Raw genomic sequence first — 18,099 nt, 5'->3', positions numbered from 1 at the left:
AGAATGCTCAGAAAAATTGGCGCGATTGCAATGCTGGTTCTGTGTAGCGCCATGCCCATCGTTTCATCAAATGCACAAACGCAAAACATCAAGCCTATCTTTACGCAACTTGCAGCAGTTCCCATGGTTCGTGCGCACTTTGAACAACATAAAAAGTTAGCGTCTTTAAATAAGACATTTATTTCGCAAGGCACGGTTTTGTTTCATCAAAAACAAGGGGTGTTATGGCAAATTCGTAAACCTGTCCAAGCAGAATTAATTGTTACCCAAAAAAAACTAGTACAGAAAACTCAACGTACCCAAAGTCAAATTGAGGTGGATCAGGCTCCCTATGGTTCAGTTGCGACGATGTTTTTGCAATTAATGTCAGGCAATGAAGCTGGATTGGCTCAGAATTTTAATATCGTTTCAGCACAATATAATCCGACCCAATGGAAGATGGTGTTAACACCTAAATCAGCCCTATTTAAAAAACTATTCGTACGAGTCGAAGCGCAAGGTCAACGCTATGTCGATCGAATTGTGATTTACGAAAAAGCCAATAACAGCACCACCATCCGCTTTAGTCAGCACACGGCTCAACCTCAATCTTTAACGGCAGCTGAAAGTGCACTTTTCCAACTGGCAAAATAAACTCAGCGCAATCTGGCTGGTGATCTTGTGTGTCATCGCGATTGCGCTCGGAATGGCTTGGTTGAAAAAAGATATTCATATCGAAACCAATATCTTTGCACTATTGCCTAAAGCTCATCAAGAGGATGGACTTGAAAGTATTCAGACCTATGTCAGTGATCAACTGAATCAGAAAGTTTTCGTGGTGGTTGATGCAAAAACAGATGCGCAGCTTGAGCAAGCGACCCAGTTGTTGAAAGATTCTGTCGCCCAGAGTGGGTTATTTGAAACCGTTCAGCCACAGTTAGATCAAGATCAGTTTGCACAAACACTGTATCAACATCGAGCGGGGCTGCTTTCTGCATCAGACCGTCAGCATTTACAACATAAAGATTACCAAGCACTGACTGAGCAAGGTATGTTACAGCTCATGAGTCCCGGAATGACTATTACTGCTGATTTGCTGAAATACGATCCTTTATTGTTGTTTCCACGTTATGCAATGCAACTCAGTGCATTACAGAATCATCCAGAGATTCAGTTAGAACAGGGCTTAGCCACGATTAGAGATGATCAAGGCATTTCTCGTTTGCTGGTGTTAACGCTCAAAAATAGCCCTTATAACATCGCTTATCAGCAACAGACTGCGGAATTTATTGACCTATTGAATCAAAAATTAGAGCAGATTCAGGTCAAACCGCATTGGACGGGAACCTTACTCTTTGCTCAATTTGGGACGACATCTGCCAAAAATGAAATTTCAACGATCGGCTTAGGGTCTACACTGGGTATTTTGCTGTTAGTGTGGTTTGGTTTTCGCTCAATTCGCCCGATGTTTACAGAGATGATTGCTGTAGGCAGTGGATGTCTTGTGGCTTTTGCTGCAACGTTCTGGCTGTTTGGTGAAATACATCTGATGACCTTGGTATTCGGTGCAAGCCTGATCGGAGTTTGCGTTGATTTTTCATTTTATTTTATGGCGATGCAGTCTCAGCATCGAACGGTTGATGGGTTTACAGTTTTAAAACCACTATTACCGAGTTTGTTTGTCGGGTTGATGACGACGTTATTAGCCTATGTGGTGCTCAGTTTTACCCCATTTCCAGGATTTAAACAGATCGCGGTATTCTCGATGGTCGGTTTGGCTTGCGCATGGGTGACAAGTATTCTGTTACTTCCACGTTTAAAGGCCTTAAATGCTGAACCTGCTATTCGTCGCCTTGGATTTATTGGTCGAGCACGTTGCTATATACAAGAGCGTCGCAATTTGCGAGTGGCTTTAATCATTGGCATTCTCGCGCTGACCAGTAGCAGTTTATTGTTCTTGAAAAGCAATGATGATATCCGTAATTTGCAAAGTATGGATGAAGGCTTGAAGCAGCAGGATCATTATATTCGTGATCGATTTATGCAGCAACAAGGCAGTGACTACTTCGTTGTACGTGGAAAGAGTGCGCAAGATCTACAACAAAAAGAGCAGCAATTGCTGAATGATTTGTCTAATTTACAAGCAGCAGCGAAGTTAGAGCATTTTCAGGCATTAGGTCAGTGGCTTGTTCCACAACAGCAACAGCAGCAAAATATTGCACTCCTGCAAGCTATTCCAAAAGCCGTATTGATCCAGTATGCCCATGACATGCAATTGGATGTAGATGAGGTCTTACAATGGCACAATGAATTGTCTAAACATGCATTGTTAACCGCAGATGCATTTGCAGATCATCCATTGGCCTTTTTGCAGATTAGTCCTACCGAGCGTTTAGTGATCTTACAGGACATTCATGATTTAGCGTCTTTGCAAAAGCTCAGTAATGAGCATGTTCAATTATTACGCCCGGTAAGTGAGTTATCAGCACTTTTTCAACAGCACCGACAACATGCTCAACATTTACTTCTAATCGCATTGGTCATGCTGGCTATGGGTTTAGGGCTATTGTATGGTCGAAAATCTATTTTGCCTCTTATACTTCCGGTAAGTTTGGCATTGCTAAGTACCTTTGCGGTTCAGGCGTGGCTAGGGGTTGAAATCAATTTATTTAGTATTATGGGGACGTTCTTAATTATCGGTATCGGAGTCGATTACGCGATCTTTTATCGTCATGGTCATGATCATCCTCAGGTGGTCGGTATGGCGTTATTTTTGTGTATGATGTCGACTTTGTTTGGATTTGGCTTGTTATCGTTTAGTCAAACTTATGCCATTCATTGTTTTGGTTTAACCGTACTCTTGGGCGTTATATTCGCATTTATTTATGCCACACTTTTTACATCTTCGGATGCAAGCCAAACTGTGGTTCAACAGATTCAGCACAAGGCTGAGTGATGAGGATCAAGTGCAATGAGCACCATGCAACAGACTGATGTCGTGATTATTGGGGCGGGACCTTCAGGGAGTTCAGCAGCCGCTTTACTACGAAAAAAAGGCTATCAAGTCACGATGATTGAAAAGCAATATTTTCCTCGTTTCTCCATTGGTGAGTCGCTGTTGCCACAATGTATGGTGTTTTTAGAAGAAGCTGGGTTATTAGAGACAGTAAACGCGCATGCTGAAGAATACGCCTTTCAGTTTAAAAATGGTGCAGCATTTTTGAGAGGTGAGCAACGTAGTTTTTATGACTTTAGACAGAAATTTAGCGATGGTCCAGGGACCACATGGCAAGTACGGCGTGCGCAATTTGATCATCTTTTGGCACAACAAGCCGAAAAAATGGGTACAGACATTCGCTTTGGACATGAAGTCACTGCAGTCAACATTGAACTTGAGCATCCTATCCTGGACGTAAATGACGAGCAGGGTGAGCATTATCAAATTCAGGTAAAATTTTTATTAGATGCCAGTGGCTTTGGTCGAGTATTACCTAAACTCTTAGATTTAGAAAGTCCTTCTAATTTTCCAGTACGCCGTGCTGTGTTTACGCATATTCAAGATGGCATATTGGATCAGCCTGATTTTGATCGGGAAAAAATCCTGATTACAGTTCATGCCAAAGATCATCGTGCATGGTATTGGTTGATCCCCTTTGCAGACGGACGTTGTTCATTTGGTGTAGTGGCCGAGCAAGATTTCTTCGACAAATATGGTTTTGAACACACTCAGGATATCGACCTAGAACAGCTATTTAAACGAATTTTAGCAGATGATGAAAGCTTATCTAGGCTTTTAAAAAATGCTCAATTTGATACGACTGTCCGTACATTGGTTGGATATTCAGCCAATGTTAAATATCTGGCAGGAAGAAATTTTGCCTTATTGGGCAATGCTGGTGAGTTTCTAGATCCTGTATTTTCATCAGGGGTTACGATTGCGCTGAAGTCTTCAAGCTTAGCAGTGCCATTGGTTGATCAGGTATTAAAGGGTGAATCTGTCGACTGGATGGAACAATATGAACAACCTTTACGTCGGGGGATTAAAGTATTTCGTGCTTATGTAGAAGCTTGGTATTCAGGGGAGTTTCAAGATGTTGTATTTTCACAGCGTCAAGATGAAAAAATCCGTGGAATGGTGTCTTCCTTATTGGCAGGTTATGCATGGGATGACACCAATCCAATTCATAAAAATGCCAAACAACGTTTAAATACATTGGCTGAGTATTGTCGTGAAGCAGAATCTCTTGAAGAAAAATCTCGTGAAACAAAGTAACGGGAAAATTCAATCCATGTTGATCTACCCTCGTATTCAACTCTTGATACTGCTGATGTGTGGCACTTTATTCTTCAGTGCTTGTCAACATGTTGTACCGCCAGCTCAAGGCTTAATTACGCCAGCATGGCAGGCAAAAAGCTATCAGCGTCAAGATCAAATTGAAGTGCAATGGAAAAATCAGGGCTTAAGTTTTTTACTATATCAACAACAGCGCGGACACACGCTTGAAATGTTGGCACTGACCCTAACAGGCCAGCAGTTGTTCCAGTTAACTTTCGATGGAAACAAAGTTAAGGTTCAACAACGTATTGATCCAATGAAGCGCTTACCCTTTGATTATGTGGTTCGAGACATTTTGTACGCAACCTATCCTGATTTTATGCAATTGCACAATAAACAAGTCATTCTCAAACAAGTGGATGATATCACTCAAGTTTATATCAAAGGAAATGCCGTTCTAAACATTCAAAAACAAAATGGTGTGATTGAACTGAATAATATTCAAGTGCCTTATCAGATGAATATTAGCCCTGTCAGCGATACATTGGAAAATAATGAGGCACAGCATGTCGAATAATGTTCAGCAGTCAACTCATGCGGTTGGCATTCAATGTGCTGTAGGATTATCGGCACTCGGTTCGCAGCAAGACGACATTCGAAATCATCTGACCAGAGAAACCAACACCTTAACGCTCATGCCGAATCTTTTAGCCGAACGAGAGGTCTGGGTGGGGCATTATCCACATGAGCTGGTCGAGGGTATCGATGTTCTCAAAGAGAGCATGTCACGTAATTTAAGGTTTGCGCTCACCGCACTCAAGCAGATCGAGTCGCAAGTGAAAGAAAAAACAGTCAATATCGAAAAACAGCGCCTTGCGATTGTGATGGGAACCTCGACATCAGGGATTCAAGACAATGAACAACCGCTAAAAGCGCATTTTCTTGGACTTTCGGACGAATTAATCTCATATCAAAAACAAGAAATGGGTTGTTTGGCGAAAGCGCTGCAACACTATTTGGGTTGGCAAGGACCAGCGTACACCATTTCTACCGCCTGTTCATCCAGTGCCAAAGCCATGGCAGCAGGACAACGGCTCATCAATGCAGATTTGGCAGATGTCGTTTTGGTCGGTGGTGTCGATACGCTGTGTAAACTGACCTTAAATGGTTTTAATAGCTTAGAAAGTTTATCAAATGGAATTTGTCGGCCCTGTGGCACACAGCGTGATGGCATTAATATTGGTGAAGCAGCGGCTTTATTTTTACTTTCAAAACAATCAGCGCCTGTGATGTTGTTCGGTACTGGTGAGTCCATGGATGCTTGGCATATTTCTGCGCCACATCCTGACGGAAAAGGGGCTGCTGAAGCCATGCAAAAAGCTCTGAATATGGCGGGTTTAAAAGCTGAAGATATTGGTTATTTAAATCTGCATGGTACTTCTACCCTTCAAAATGATGCGATGGAAATAAAAGCAGTTCAAACGGTCTTTAAAGATTATGCTGTGCCTTTAAGCAGTACCAAACATAAGACAGGGCATTGCCTAGGTGCGGCAGGTGCGATAGAAGCCTTTATTTGCCATCAGATTTTACAAGATCAGCTTTCACAAGATCAGCTTTCACAAGGGCAGTGTTGGTTGCCTGTACATCAATCAGGTGATATTGATCCTGAATTATCCGGACAAAATTATGTCCTTGAGCCATCCTCCACTTCCCGTATTCGCTATGTCATGAGTAATTCATTTGCATTTGGTGGAAGTAATATAAGTTTGATCTTAGGTTGTTCACAGTCATGATGGATGCTTTACCTTTTATACCGCATGTCAAGCCTATGGTATTTGTAGATCAGCTTATCGAAGCCAATGATGATTTTGCGATTGTAGAACTCAAAATTACACCTGATTTAATGTTCTATGAAGCAGAAGGTCTACCGACATGGACCAGTATTGAACTGATGGCGCAAACAGTCAGCGTCTATGCAGGCTATAAGGGGCATACCCGAGGAGAGTCACCTAAGGTGGGGTATCTATTAGGCACGCGTAAATTACAGTTGCCGCTTACATATTTTGGTCTGGGTGAAATTGTGAGAATCCGCGTGGAACAACATTATTTACATGATGGATTGGGTCAATTCAACTGCGAAATTCAATATCAAGCATATTGTTTTAGTGCGATATTAAGCGTGTATGAGCCTGCAAGTGATTTAGAACAGATAGGGATGTAAAAGTGAATAGAAGAATTTTAGTGACAGGTTCAAGCCGCGGAATCGGTAAGGCAATTGCCTTGGCATTGGCACATGCAGGGTTTGACGTGACTGTTCATGCGCGAACAAGACAGCAAGAAGCAGAGCAGGTTGCAAATGAAATCAAACAACTGGGTCGACAAAGTCATGTACTGATGTTTGATGTGAATGAAAGACGTCAGATTAACGATATTCTTGAACAAGACATAGCGCAATACGGTGCATATTATGGCGTTGTACTCAATGCAGGCTTAACCCGTGATGGCGCATTTCCAGCTCTGACTGATGATGATTGGGATGATGTAATTTCGACGTCACTGGATGGTTTTTACAATGTGCTCAAACCCCTGGTGATGCCCATGATTCGATTGAAAAAAGGCGGTCGAATCGTGACGCTTTCATCGGTATCAGGCTTGATGGGAAATCGTGGACAAGTCAATTATAGCGCTGCGAAAGCAGGATTAATTGGAGCAACCAAAGCGCTTGCCCTGGAGCTTGCCAAACGAAAAATCACAGTCAACTGTGTCGCACCTGGTTTGATTGAGACAGAAATGGTCACCGAAGAAGTCAAAGAACATGCCTTAAAAATGATTCCCATGCAAAGGATGGGGCAGGTCGATGAAGTGGCCAACGTGGTGAAGTTTCTATGCAGTGATGATGCGAGCTATATCACTCGACAAGTAATTTCGGTGAATGGGGGGTTAATCTAATGAAGCGAGTCGTGGTCACAGGCATGTCCGGTATCACCTCATTAGGTGAAACGGCGGATCAAATTTTTGCACAATTTGCGTTGGGTAAAAGTGGTGTGACATATATGCCAGATTGGGAGGTGTATACCGATCTGCGCAGTAAATTAGCCGCGCCAGTCAAGCATTATACGATTCCTAAACACTTTAATCGCAAAGTGACTCGCGGTATGGGAAGAGTCGCTTTAATGTCGGTGGTGTGTGCTGAAAAGGCACTTGAAGATGCAGGACTCTTGAATTCTCCATTACTGAGGAATGGAGATGCTGGGGTTGCATTCGGGTCATCCGCGGGGAGTGTAGACGCGGTGCGTGAGTTTGGTGCCATGCTGATTGAGAATCATATGAATGAGCTGAATGCCACCACTTATATTCGCATGATGTCTCATACCAGCGCAGTGAATATGACCGTTTACTTCGGTTTAAAAGGATTGACCTTACCCACATCAAGTGCTTGTACCTCAGGTTCTATGGCCATTGGGCAGGCGTATGAAGCAATCAAATACGGTAAACAAACCTTAATGCTGGCAGGCGGTGCAGAAGAACTCAGCGCAGCAGGTTCAGCGGTATTTGATGTGCTTTTGGCAACAAGCACCCAAAATGAACATCCTGAAGCTACACCACGCCCTTTCGATGCGAAACGAGATGGATTGGTGATTGGTGAAGGTGCAGGCTGTTTAATTTTAGAAGAATATGAGCATGCCAAAGCACGTGGTGCTAATATTTACGCGGAAATCGTTGGCTACGGCAGTAATACGGATGGTCAGCATGTGACACGGCCTGATTCTGAAATGATGGGGCGTTGCATGCAGTTGGCACTCAAAGATGCACAATTGACTGCAGAAGATATCGACTATGTGAACGCTCATGGTACTTCGACTGACCAAGGTGATATTGCGGAGTCGCAAGCCACAGCTCGGGTTTTAGGATATAAGCCGATCAGTTCCTTAAAAAGCTATTTTGGTCATACACTTGGCGCGTGTGGTGCAATCGAGGCATGGCTCAGTATTGAGATGATGTTACGTCAAGAGTTTATACCCACCTTAAATTTGGATGAGATTGATTCAGCATGTGGGGATTTAGATTATATTCAGCATCAGTCTAGACAGCTTGATGCAAATCTCATCATGAGTAATAATTTTGCCTTTGGTGGAATTAATACATCACTGATTTTAAAAAATATTTAAAATCATTATTAGACTCGTTTAGCATTTATTACATGACTTTAATCAAAGAATTACATTAGTTTAACCAAAGAGGGGGGGTCTCATGAGTTTAAAAAAAATGGCAATGACATTTACATTGTGTATTGGCGCGGCAATGGGGGTACATGCTGCTGATGATATGCACAATTTTAATTTTAAAGAAGCAGTTGATCGTGCAGTTGCCGATGGTTTTTTAGATGGTAGTGTGAAATTTTATTTGGCAGGGACAAAGTCAGGTGGACAGGTGATTGAAAAAGATTTAGTCACCAATAAAAAGACCAATGGTTTTGCAAAGCGTGCCAATAAGGCATGTGATCACGTACTTCGTTCAGCGCTGATTCAATTTCAGAATACTGCAAAAGCAAAAGGTGCAAATGCAGTCACCAATATTGTGAGTTACTATAAATCCAATGAAAACAAAAGTACGACCACTTACCAATGCGCCAAAGGAACTGCCCTTGCAGGTGTTGCACTCAAAGGGGATATTGTTAAACTATAAGTTGTCTTTATAGTTTATCCATTGAGCCGATGAAACACGTGGTCATTCAAATTCATGTTCAGCCATTGGCTCAATTTATTTTAGAACAAAAACAGCAATTTTCAAATTTTGCTGAATTTAATCAATATAAAAAAAATACCATTTACGCACAGAGAAATAGATTCATCTCGGATTTCTTACATCGAACAATTTGCAACCACGATATAAAGCATACCGAGTTTGGAAAGCCCTATTTGGCTAATGCGACACAATTTTCATTTAATCATTCCCATAGTCAACATCATTATGCCTTAGCTATATCAACCAACATCGTTGATTTAGGTGTGGATATCGAAGATTTGGATCGTCAAGTTCGCTTTGATGCTTTAGCGAAACATGCCTTTCATCCGAGTGAATATGAGACATGGCTAGCATTGGAATGTGATCCAGCGTATTGGTTTAAAGTGTGGACCACCAAAGAGGCGGTACTCAAAGCCAGTGGTTTAGGTATTCGGATGGATTTAAAAGATTTGAATACTCATGCTCATCCTTTACAAAATGGGGGATGGTGTGAACATGAAAAAATTGGCATATTCGCCTATCAGAATTTTAATCTGCAAAACTGTATGTTGACCATCGCTTGGCGCGCTGAGCATTCTTGTCAGGGGTTTGCATTTCCCAAAATTGAGATTCTTCAACATTAAATTGAGAATAAGCTTCAGAATATAAAACGGGCATTAAAAAAGCCCATCAATCGATGGGCTTTTTCTGAGTCAAAGCTTATTTGGGAATGTCGCTCTGTTGAACATCTTCTTCATCAAACTCAGGTTTCACTTGTACAATAAAGTCGTGACGGTTCAGACCACGCCATAATGCATAAGCAGTACCAATGTAAATTGAAGAGTACGTTCCGACGAAAATACCAATAAACATCGCAATTGAGAACCATTTCAGACCATCACCGCCCACAATCATCATGGCAAGGACGACCAGCATGAGGGTCATAGAGGTATGAATCGTACGACGTAAAGTCTCTGTTAAAGCAATGTTGACCACTTCAACTGGGCTTGCGCCACGAATTTTACGGAAGTTCTCACGGATACGATCCGATACCACGATGTTATCGTTGAGTGAGAAGCCAATAATCGAGAGCAGGGCAGCCAGTACGGTTAAGTCGAATGGCCATTGCATCAATGCAAAAATACCCAACGTCACCACAATGTCATGGAACAAAGACAGTACCGCACCAATTGCAAGTTTAAACTCAAAGCGAATAGTCACATAAATCAGCATAATCAAAAGTGCCAGTGCGACTGCACCCGCAGACTTCAGATACAGCTCATTGCCGACTTGACCACCTACCGCATCGACTTTAGACACTTCAGCAGCGTTGTTGGGCAGCTGTACTGCTTTGGTGATGGCATTGCTTAAGTCTTCAACAGCCACGTCTTGTTCAGGCATACGAACCAAAAGGTCTTTATTACTACCGAGGGTTTGCACCACAGCATCTTTAAAGCCTGCTTGATCGAGTGTCTTTACCACATCCGCTTGAATCACTGCTTTTTCGTAATTCAGCTCAGCTGAAATACCACCCGTAAAGTCTAGACCTAAGTTTAAGCCTTTGGTTGCGATAAAGAACACACTGACTAGGGTCAAAATAATCGAGAAGATTGCAGCAGGTTTTGCAATCTTCATGAAATTTATGACACGTTCATTGTCATCGCGACCATATTTTTTTGAATCATCAGGTTGAGTCATATCAGTCATCTTCGATCTCCTTATATGCTCAACTTTTTCAAGTTGCGACGTTTACCATAGATGATCTGTACAATACCGCGCGTGACTGTAATGGCAGTGAACATAGAGCACACCACACCAATCATCAAGGTTACAGCAAAGCCTTTAACAGGACCTGAACCAATCGCAAACAGAATAAATGCCACCAAGAAGGTGGTTAAGTTCGAGTCAAAAATGGTGTTATAGGCTCGATCATACCCCGCCACAATGGCTTGTTTGGGTGATGCACCCCACTTCATCTCTTCTCGTATTCGCTCACAGATGAGGACGTTGGCATCGACGGCCATACCAATACTGATCACGATTCCGGCAATACCTGGCAACGTCAACGATGAGCCAATCCACGACATGACGGTCAAAATCATCGCAAGGTTGATTACCAATGCAACGTTTGCAATCAAGCCAAAGACACGGAAGAAAATCACCATCCAAATCGCCACCAACAAGAAGCCCAGTTGAGTCGATAGGACACCTTTATCGATGTTTTCTTGACCTAAACTTGGACCAATTACACGCTCTTCAACGAAATACATGGGCGCAGCCAGTGCACCGGCACGAAGCATCAATGCAAGTTCAGCGGCTTCTTGCGGTGAATCTAGACCCGTAATACGGAACTGTGAGCCCAATACGGCTTGAATGGTAGCGGCATTGATCACCACAGATTCGGTAAACGGTGTACGTACTTCAGTTTGTGTGCCCGTTGCAGGATCATTCACATAGCTAATTTTTTGTTTATTTTCAATAAACAATACTGCCATGCGTTTACCCACTGCTCCACGTGTCGCATCTGACATCAGCTTGCCGCCCGCCGTGTCTAAAGTAATATTTACTTCAGCACCACCGCTGTCTTGGCTAAAGCCACTTGATGCATTTTGAACACGCTCACCGGTCAAAATGCGACTACGGTTAAGCAATAACTCACGACCACTGTCTAAAGATTCAAAAGCGAATACTTCAGTACCCGGTGGTAAGGGTTGACCATTCGATTTACCCGTAAAGGAATCGATATATTGATCGTTTAAATCGGATACCAATCGGAATTCTAGGTTTGCAGTACGACCCAAGACACGTTTTGCTTCAGCTGTATCTTGTACACCCGGGAGTTCAACCACAATACGGTTGCTGCCTTGGCTTTGTACCAGCGCTTCGGCTACACCTAACTCATTAATACGATTACGTAATGTTGTTAAGTTTTGATCTAAAGCATAGCTTTGAATTTCTTGTTTGGTCGCATCGTTATACGTCAAGCGAAGGGCTGCACCAGATTCAGAGGCAAGCGCTTGCTGTGTGTATTTGTTGCCATCACGGCGCAACTGATCCATTGCTGCTGCACGATCTTCGCTATTGGCAAATTGCACAGTAATGGTGTTGTTGGTTAATGAAAGACTGTTGAATTTGATTTTATTGTCACGAAAGTCACGGCGTAAGTCTGATGCAGATGTTTCCATACGCTGTACAATAGCTTTGTCCATATCCACTTCAAGTAGGAAATGAACACCACCACGTAAGTCTAGACCCAACTTCATGGGTTTAGCACCAATTTTTTGCAACCACTCAGGCGTGGTTGGCGCAAGGTTCAGTGCGACCACGTAATCATCCCCTAGACCTTGTCTAAGTGCTTCTTTTGCTTTTAATTGCGCTTCAGATGAGCTTAGACGGAGTAGGGCTGCATTTTTGGTGAAACTATTATCATGTGACGCAATATTATCAGTTTTTAATATTTGCTCTGCTTTTTGAATCACTGTCTCATCAATGAGAGTCCCTGCTTTAGCGCCAGAAATTTGAACAGCAGGTTCGTCAGGATACAAACTTGGCAGGGCATATAAAGTACTGATCACCAATACCACGAGGATCAGTAAATATTTCCATGCTGGGTAACGCATTTGATTTCTTCTTAAAATGAAAAAGTCGTACTTTCGCACGACTATTTGTGATTAAAGGTTATTTAAAGTGCCTTCAGGAAGCACAGAAATAACGCTTGCACGTTGGATTTTTACTTCGTTGCCGCGGTTCAGTTCAACCACTGCAAAGTCACCTTCAAGTTTAGTGATACGGCCCATTAAGCCACCCGCAAATACAACTTCACTGCCAACACCTAAGCTTTCAACCAAGGTGCGATGTTCTTTTGCACGTTTAGCTTGAGGACGCCAAATGAGAAAATAGAAGATGGCAACGAATACAGCAATCATCAAAAGGTTGGTCACTAAACTCGGTTGTTGTGATGCTTCACCAGCCGCATGTGCTGTAGCAATAAAAAGGCTCATTTCAATTTCCTAAACTAAAAAAAAGATATCAAAGACATAACAATAAATAGGTTTGTTCAGCAATTTACCTTGTCTTTTTCTTCAGCGCAAATGCTGATGAATTAATCTTGTGGACAAGGCGGCACTTCTAAGCCACGACGTGCGTAAAAATCTTCAACAAATGCATCAAATGTGCCCTTATCTAAGGCATCACGCATTGTTTCAGCAAGACGAAGGTAATAGCGTAAGTTATGAATCGTACCCAACATTGATGCTAGCATTTCTCCGCATTTTTCTAAATGGAACAAATACGAACGGGTAAAATTGGTACAGGTATAACAGTCACAATGTGGATCAAGTGGACCTTGATCATGACGGTACTGTGCATTACGAATACGCACCAAACCATCGGTCACAAAATAATGACCATTACGTGCATTACGTGTTGGCATGACACAGTCAAACATATCGACACCGCGGCGTACCGCTTCGACGATATCTTCTGGCTTACCCACACCCATCAAGTAACGCGGTTTGTCGGCGGGCATTTGCTCAGGCAAATAATCCAATACCTTAATCATTTCTTCTTTTGGTTCACCCACCGACAGTCCGCCAATGGCATAACCATCGAAGCCAACATCAAGTAAACCTTTCAAAGACTCTTCACGCAGGTCCTCAAACATACCACCTTGAATAATACCAAACAGCGCATTACGGTTTTTGAGTACATCATGATGCTGCGTCTTACAACGTTTTGCCCAGCGTAATGAAAGTTGCAATGATTTTTGCGCTTCTTCATGCGTGGCAGGATATGGCGTACATTCGTCAAAAATCATCACAATGTCAGAATTCAAGGTATGTTGAATATCCATTGAAATTTCTGGTGACAAGAATACTTTTGAACCATCAATAGGAGAGCGGAACGTTACACCGTCTTCTTTGATTTTGCGCATAGCACCCAGACTGAAGACTTGGAAGCCGCCTGAATCGGTCAGAATGGGCTTGTTCCACTTCATAAAACCATGTAAACCGCCGTGCTCTCTAATGACATCTAAGCCTGGGCGCAAATATAAGTGGAAGGTATTGCCCAAAATAACTTGAGATTTAATTTCCTCAATATCACGTGGCAACATGCCTTTAACCGTACCATAAGTGCCGACAGGCATGAACATTGGCGTTTCAACCACACCATGTTCAAGGGTTAAGCGACCACGACGGGCACGACCCGACTGCGCTAATTTTTCAAACTTCATAGAATGTCCAAATCGAGGCGAAAAAACAGTTCGCTGATTGATTGCGTTAAAGCGCTCTATTTTCCTAGATTACAGCTGTAGATGCTAGAAAAATTACAATAAGCTTAAGCAGTAGAGTTGGGGTGAACAACATAAATTCAATCTAAAATCGTATTTTTAAACCATTATTTTAAGAATGGAACTGTTTCATACGTTGTAAAATGTCATGTTTGGTCATCACCAAAATCCCTGCATCCATAGCGGCAATATCGTTGATTAAGCGCTGAATAGATGGACTGGTTTCTAAAAAATAAGGCTCTAACGTTAACATATAAGCCTGCTGAGCCACTTGAAGATCATCATAAGGCTCAATTTCGAGCAATTGTCCCAAGTCAATCAACAGGTCTTTATCAATTTGGCTTAAACGTGTTTTGCTTCTGCCTTTGGAAATCAGACTGGATTTCAAATGGGCAATCGCTTCAAACAAATTTGAAGAGGGTGGATTTAAACGCTCAAGAGAGCTCAACGCAATCTGTGGATTTGAGGACAAATGAATCAAGAAGGTGATTTTATCTGCACCCAGATTAAATTGATCTAAAATATGATCTTTGACTTCTTGCATGCCATGGATATAGAAGTTCAGCGCATTGTCATTAAAGCGCTCTTTGGCACTGATCTGGGTGGAATTTAGCCGTGTTTTTTGGAAATATTCACTCATTTTACGGGAAAATAAGGCCACGCCCTGTTGGGTTTGAGCGCGATAATGCCATTTATCGACGTTCCACTGATCATTTTCAGACAAATATTGAAACTTATTTTCGGCTTCACTGAGTAAACTTTGCCTGGTCGAAACAGTGGTGTACTGGGCAACCAATAAGCCATCTAAAACCAATGCGAAAGCGTAAATTCCCTGATTTTGATGCTTTTTGTACAAAGCGTCAAACTCATTCAATAAAGCCATTTTTAAATCCGATAAATACTCAGATTGGCTCAAGTTCAAATCAAACATGTTGTTCTCAATTTTGATTATTTTTTATTGTGTTAAATGAATTGTGGATTACTCGATCAATAAAGTAAATCCTACTGCACGATGCTTTTTAGAAATTTGGTCGGTAATCAAAGTTTTGTGTTATCACTGCATCAGAAAAAGGACGAATCGCCTTTTTTGAAAGTGTCAGACTGTTGACTAAATTATTTGGAAAAATCTGGATCAGGTTATTAAATTCCTCAACATTGCGGTTAAAGATGCTAATGGCAGCACCGACATTTTCATTCTGTTCTTGAATATCATCCATCATTTTTGCATAGAGTGTATCGGCTTTAAGTTCAGGGTAATTTTCAACCACAACATTTAAGCTTTTCATCAAGTCTTGATTGAGTTTTTCAATGTATTGTAATTGCGAGATATCTGCATGATTCAGGTTAAGATTTAAAATTTGCTGACGGAGTTCAGTCACTTTTTCTAAGGTCGATTTTTCAAACTGTGTGTATTGTTCTAAGGTGCTTTCTAGGCTGTTTAGCGTTTGCACTTTTTGACGTTCAAAGTTTGCTACTTCCGACCAAGCACGTCGTGTTGCATTAAAATAACGCACAATATGATTGCGAACGGATACGCCCCAAATCACGATCAAAACAAAAATCGCCAAAAAAATAAGTAAGCCCATCGGATTGATCCAATATAGTTATTATGAAAGAAATTTTAACATGCTCTGCTGAAATTGTTGATATGCCGGCATGTTTAAAGTGCGTAAATATCCACGCAATTCTGAAATATTACGAATATCATCGGCTTGTTTTTTATTGCTTCGGCGTAGCAGATTATTTTCACCCATAAAAAAAATGATACTTTCTTGAAAATGAGATATCAGATCACCTGAATTTTCTTCAAAAAAATCAGCCAATTTTAAAGTCATGCTTGGGCTAATGTTTCTTGCCAAGTGCTGCTGAGAGTCACCAAACAAATGAATTTTTTGATTGAGTAAAATGTCACTACTTTGCCATTTAAAATGATAAGGATAAAAAAAAGTTTTTCGTTTATCGCTAGCTGCAAAAGCCAGTGCTGGGGTTTGAAAAATAAAAGCGCCCCAGAGGTCTTGATGAATTTCTTTGATTTTTTGCAGTTTACCGTCTGTACTCGGCATTTTAAAGTCTGAAACATAATGATATTGAAACAACATCACAGGACGTGAAACACCAGTCTCATCTACCCAAGTGGTCGAAGCGTATAACCCTATTTCATTGGAAAGTGAACCTTGCGTAAACAGCGGGAAAAGCTGTTTCAGTTGACTGAGCATTAAGGTGGAGTTTGAGGTTTTTGCAAAAATACTCGGCATACTTTGAAAATGCAGATCAAACTTTAGCAACATGATGCGTTGTTCTAAGTATTCAATCACTTCTTCAATGGGATCGTGAGATTCATAAATTAAAAATGCCAGAAAAAAACAACCTGCGCCAGACAATGCGCTCAATACATAGGGTAGATAAGGATGTAAAAACCAACCCAAAAGAATACTGCAAATACCCAGTATGACCAGAATTTTGGGCAGGGTATTGTAAAACTTCAGTTCGTTATGCTTTCCCCAAGGATGTAAGCCATCCAAGATCTCTTGTTCAGTTTGGGCGTGGCGCCCTAGTTCCCACAGCCGAGCAACATTCTGCAAAATCTGCTGATTTTTTTGGGTTCTCAGATGAATCAGTCTTTGTACAGTTTTGATCGGCATGGGTTATTTTATCGAGTAGGACTAAATTGAGTTTATAGTTCGGCCTTATCGATCAACATCGCATCGCCATAACTAAAGAAGCGGTACTGGCTCTCCACTGCATGTTGGTAGGCATGCATAATATGCTCGCGATTTGACAGTGCAGACACCAACATGAGTAAAGTCGATTCAGGTAAATGGAAATTGGTAATTAAACGATCTACCGCGCAGAACTGATAGCCTGGATAAATGAAAATTTGCGTATCACCTGTCCAAGCGCCAATTTGACCACCACATGCTTGTGCTGCGCTTTCTAAAGCTCGTGTCGCCGTTGTACCGACAGCAATCACTTTATTGCCACGTGCTTGGGTTTCTCGAATCAGTTGTGCTGTTGCTTCAGGCACATCACACCATTCGCTGTGCATGATATGGTTTTCAATATCATCAGTACGAACTGGTAAGAATGTACCTGCACCGACATGCAAAGTGACGAATGTGCGCTGAATGCCTTTGTCATGTAACTTGTTCAGTAAAGCTTCGTCAAAATGTAAGCTGGCTGTTGGCGCGGCCACACTGGCAATTTTAGTGGGATCATGAAACACGGTCTGATAACGCAGCGTATCAATCTCTTCAGCTTCACGGTTAAAGTAAGGTGGAATCGGTAATGCGCCGTATGCGTCCAAAACCGCTAAAATGGGCTGCGAAAATTCAACCACAAACAAATTTTCATGACGTCCTGTCACGGTGACTTTAACGTCATCGACACCGATGAATAGCTCTGCACCCGCTTTCGGCGAATTACTTGATTTGATGTGACAATGTGCAATATAGGGATCTAGCATCCGTTCAACCAAAACTTCAACTGCACCGCCGGTCGCGCGCTTGCCTTTCAGGCGGGCTTTCATCACTTTGGTGTCATTGAGCACCAACAGATCACCTTCATCGAGCAGGTCGACTACATCGGTGAAATGTAAATTTGCATATGTTCCATCCGCTTTTAAGTGCAATAGGCGTGAAGCACTACGACTTTCCAAAGGGTAACGGGCAATCAATTGATCTGGGAGTTTAAAATTAAAATCTGAAAGTTGCATCATGAAATAGGGCTTAAACAGCAAAAAAATCTGTGCCTAGTATAATCTTTTTTGGTTTTTTGGGTTGGAATTGATGTTTATTAAGGCAAAATCAAAGTGATTGTTTTAAAAGTAAAC

18 protein-coding genes are annotated in these 18,099 nt (G+C 41.8%); 10 read left to right on the top strand and 8 right to left on the bottom strand.

What is annotated here, in order from left to right:
- Nucleotides 1–3 precede the first annotated feature (3 nt).
- From AMD27_RS13375 to AMD27_RS13330, 10 genes are all read left to right on the top strand, one after another.
- A complete protein-coding gene (locus tag AMD27_RS13375; protein WP_067663021.1) occupies nucleotides 4–633 on the top strand; it encodes an outer membrane lipoprotein carrier protein LolA in 630 nt (209 codons plus the stop codon).
- Entirely contained in the window at nucleotides 608–2,935 is a 2,328-nt protein-coding gene (locus tag AMD27_RS13370; RefSeq protein WP_067661401.1) for an MMPL family transporter, read from the top strand. Before AMD27_RS13375 ends, AMD27_RS13370 begins: the two co-directional genes overlap by 26 nt.
- A gap of 15 nt (nucleotides 2,936–2,950) precedes the next feature.
- Complete coding sequence (locus AMD27_RS13365) at nucleotides 2,951–4,252, top strand: NAD(P)/FAD-dependent oxidoreductase (RefSeq protein WP_067661399.1); 1,302 nt, start codon at nucleotides 2,951–2,953, stop codon at nucleotides 4,250–4,252.
- 16 nt (nucleotides 4,253–4,268) lie between these two features.
- A complete protein-coding gene (locus AMD27_RS13360; protein ID WP_067663018.1) occupies nucleotides 4,269–4,832 on the top strand; it encodes a DUF3261 domain-containing protein in 564 nt (187 codons plus the stop codon).
- A complete protein-coding gene (locus AMD27_RS13355; protein ID WP_228140669.1) occupies nucleotides 4,810–6,048 on the top strand; it encodes a beta-ketoacyl-[acyl-carrier-protein] synthase family protein in 1,239 nt (412 codons plus the stop codon). The genes AMD27_RS13360 and AMD27_RS13355 overlap by 23 nt, the downstream gene beginning before the upstream one ends.
- Nucleotides 6,045–6,476, top strand: coding sequence for a 3-hydroxylacyl-ACP dehydratase (locus tag AMD27_RS13350; protein ID WP_067661395.1), 432 nt, complete (start codon nucleotides 6,045–6,047; stop codon nucleotides 6,474–6,476). The genes AMD27_RS13355 and AMD27_RS13350 overlap by 4 nt, the downstream gene beginning before the upstream one ends.
- A gap of 2 nt (nucleotides 6,477–6,478) precedes the next feature.
- Nucleotides 6,479–7,204 carry a 3-ketoacyl-ACP reductase FabG2 gene (locus AMD27_RS13345; RefSeq protein WP_067661393.1) on the top strand — a complete coding sequence of 242 codons (726 nt, stop codon included), beginning with the start codon at nucleotides 6,479–6,481 and terminating at the stop codon, nucleotides 7,202–7,204.
- Nucleotides 7,204–8,424, top strand: a complete 1,221-nt coding sequence (locus AMD27_RS13340; RefSeq protein WP_067661391.1) for a beta-ketoacyl-ACP synthase — start codon at nucleotides 7,204–7,206, stop codon at nucleotides 8,422–8,424. The genes AMD27_RS13345 and AMD27_RS13340 overlap by 1 nt, the downstream gene beginning before the upstream one ends.
- Before the next feature lie 82 nt (nucleotides 8,425–8,506).
- A complete protein-coding gene (locus AMD27_RS13335) occupies nucleotides 8,507–8,941 on the top strand; it encodes an excinuclease (RefSeq protein ID WP_067661389.1) in 435 nt (144 codons plus the stop codon).
- 29 nt (nucleotides 8,942–8,970) lie between these two features.
- Entirely contained in the window at nucleotides 8,971–9,624 is a 654-nt protein-coding gene (locus AMD27_RS13330) for a 4'-phosphopantetheinyl transferase family protein (protein WP_067661387.1), read from the top strand.
- 76 nt (nucleotides 9,625–9,700) lie between these two features.
- Here AMD27_RS13330 and secF read toward each other — a convergent pair whose 3' ends face one another.
- From secF to queA, 8 genes are all read right to left on the bottom strand, one after another.
- Nucleotides 9,701–10,687 (bottom strand): protein translocase subunit SecF, encoded by a 987-nt coding sequence (secF, locus tag AMD27_RS13325; RefSeq protein WP_067661385.1) that lies wholly within the window; start codon nucleotides 10,685–10,687, stop codon nucleotides 9,701–9,703.
- A gap of 11 nt (nucleotides 10,688–10,698) precedes the next feature.
- Nucleotides 10,699–12,600, bottom strand: a complete 1,902-nt coding sequence (gene secD, locus AMD27_RS13320) for a protein translocase subunit SecD (RefSeq protein ID WP_067661384.1) — start codon at nucleotides 12,598–12,600, stop codon at nucleotides 10,699–10,701.
- A 51-nt stretch (nucleotides 12,601–12,651) separates the two neighbouring features.
- Complete coding sequence (gene yajC, locus AMD27_RS13315; RefSeq protein WP_067661382.1) at nucleotides 12,652–12,981, bottom strand: preprotein translocase subunit YajC; 330 nt, start codon at nucleotides 12,979–12,981, stop codon at nucleotides 12,652–12,654.
- Nucleotides 12,982–13,082: 101 nt separating this feature from the next.
- Entirely contained in the window at nucleotides 13,083–14,213 is a 1,131-nt protein-coding gene (gene tgt, locus AMD27_RS13310; RefSeq protein ID WP_067661380.1) for a tRNA guanosine(34) transglycosylase Tgt, read from the bottom strand.
- 169 nt (nucleotides 14,214–14,382) lie between these two features.
- A complete protein-coding gene (locus tag AMD27_RS13305) occupies nucleotides 14,383–15,201 on the bottom strand; it encodes a DUF4303 domain-containing protein (protein WP_067661378.1) in 819 nt (272 codons plus the stop codon).
- 88 nt (nucleotides 15,202–15,289) lie between these two features.
- Nucleotides 15,290–15,856, bottom strand: a complete 567-nt coding sequence (locus tag AMD27_RS13300) for a LemA family protein (protein WP_067661376.1) — start codon at nucleotides 15,854–15,856, stop codon at nucleotides 15,290–15,292.
- 21 nt (nucleotides 15,857–15,877) lie between these two features.
- Nucleotides 15,878–16,912 carry a hypothetical protein gene (locus AMD27_RS13295; protein WP_067661374.1) on the bottom strand — a complete coding sequence of 345 codons (1,035 nt, stop codon included), beginning with the start codon at nucleotides 16,910–16,912 and terminating at the stop codon, nucleotides 15,878–15,880.
- 32 nt (nucleotides 16,913–16,944) lie between these two features.
- Nucleotides 16,945–17,982, bottom strand: a complete 1,038-nt coding sequence (gene queA / locus AMD27_RS13290) for a tRNA preQ1(34) S-adenosylmethionine ribosyltransferase-isomerase QueA (RefSeq protein WP_067663016.1) — start codon at nucleotides 17,980–17,982, stop codon at nucleotides 16,945–16,947.
- Between the last annotated feature and the right edge of the window lie 117 nt (nucleotides 17,983–18,099).

It is taken from the genome of Acinetobacter sp. TGL-Y2, from assembly GCF_001612555.1.
Classification (GTDB): Bacteria; Pseudomonadota; Gammaproteobacteria; order Pseudomonadales; family Moraxellaceae; genus Acinetobacter.
The sequence above is the reverse complement of the archived record's forward strand: the minus strand, read 5'-3'. Positions and strand labels throughout refer to the sequence as shown.